Origin of the sequence: Microcoleus sp. OTE_8_concoct_300 (assembly GCF_031383065.1) — a bacterium.
Classification (GTDB): domain Bacteria; phylum Cyanobacteriota; class Cyanobacteriia; order Cyanobacteriales; family Microcoleaceae; genus Microcoleus.
On the sequence record NZ_JANMZH010000859.1, the window covers coordinates 1 to 1,316 of the forward strand.

Sequence of the window (1,316 nt, forward strand, 5' to 3'; positions counted from 1 at the left end):
GAGTAAAAAAACCAAACGGAGATAAAAATAATCGCCGTAAAAGCAAGGGTGTACGCCAACAACTCTTGTTGGAGGCGATAAAAGTCTTGCATGGGATTGGTTGTCTCGGACGAGACTGTCGAGACTGTTGAGACTGTACCAGCTTGAGGAATATCCTCGTTTGCTGGTGTGGGTTGGGTGGGTGTGTTTTGCGTGTTCACGAAGCTCAGAAACTAATGCAGGTAGCAGGCGAGTGCTTTGCAAACTCAGAAAAATAATACCACGCTGCGGTAACAATACTTAAAATAAAATTAATCATATTTCCGGAATTTGGTGTCTGGCGCTTCGGAAACCTCAACCCGTTAAATGTCCGATCGACCTCACCCTACCTCTGGCACCCCCAGACCACACTTTTTTACACATTGTTCTCGTTTTTCTCACTAATACACTCTCACTAAGTGAGATAGGGACAGAGGACGATCGGGCAAATAGATGAGCAGACTCTCCCTTCTCGGACTCTGCGCCCTCTGCGCCCTAGAAAAGTCAATTAAAACTCGATCTCAATCAATAACCTTAAACTCTTGAAGCGCCGGGATGAAATTTTTATTCTCGTGGCTCGATCGACTAAGCTTAATCAAAGCAAATCGCTGTAGCGGCTGCAAACTCGCCCACTGTGCCAAAGTAATTGTGACGCCGAGCTCTTGCGCTTTTGCAGAAACCGACTCCGGTACAGTTGCAGCATCCATCCACGGGGGATTTTCATCAACCGCCAAATCCGTTCCCGGTTTGCCTGTATGTTGAATTAATATTTGATTTAGCTTTTCTCGGTAATCGATAATTTCTGATTCTGTCAAGCAAGGTTGCTCTACAAGCATTTGACGTTCTGCTTGGTTAAAATGATTCCAATCCTGCAACTTTAATTTAATGCCGCAAGTATCTAACTTGAGACGTACCTGCATGGGGATACAGCGCAGAGCTTCCACAAAATCAGCTTCAAATTCAAAGAACATAAATTTAGCAAGTTTATTTGAGTTGGGAATGATATTTTTTTTATTAACCGCAGAGGGCGCAGAGGGCGCCCAGGAAGAGAGGAGGGGGAAGGTGAAAAGAATTTGATGCAGGTTTATTGCTCTCTATCAATAATTGCAGAAAATCGAGTCAGCATTTATAATTAAATAATATTACAAAGTATTGACATGGATACCGTAGACTACCTTCGGATTAGTTTAATAGACCGCTGCAACTTCCGCTGTCTCTACTGTATGCCGGAAGGTAGCGAGTTGGACTATGTATTGCAGCAGCAGTTGTTAACTCACTCGGAATTGCTAACTCTGCTG

1 protein-coding gene and 2 pseudogenes are annotated in these 1,316 nt (G+C 43.8%); 1 reads left to right on the plus strand and 2 read right to left on the minus strand.

The features are described 5' to 3' along the window. Both ACUVJL_RS37660 and ACUVJL_RS37665 read right to left on the minus strand, forming a co-directional pair. Positions 1-200, minus strand: a pseudogene (locus ACUVJL_RS37660) (ATP synthase subunit I); the annotation flags it as partial. A 339-nt stretch (positions 201-539) separates the two neighbouring features. Further along, positions 540-989 (minus strand): nitrate reductase associated protein, encoded by a 450-nt coding sequence (locus ACUVJL_RS37665; protein ID WP_445250479.1) that lies wholly within the window; start codon positions 987-989, stop codon positions 540-542. A 186-nt stretch (positions 990-1,175) separates the two neighbouring features. Between ACUVJL_RS37665 and ACUVJL_RS37670 the strand changes: the two are divergent. Continuing rightward, positions 1,176-1,316, plus strand: a pseudogene (locus tag ACUVJL_RS37670) (cyclic pyranopterin phosphate synthase MoaA); the annotation flags it as partial.

What these genes read in the sequence shown, in the direction of transcription:
- ACUVJL_RS37665 (WP_445250479.1), bottom strand. Translation starts at nt 989, where the DNA reads ATGTTCTTTGAATTTGAAGCTGATTTTGTGGAAGCTCTGCGCTGTATC.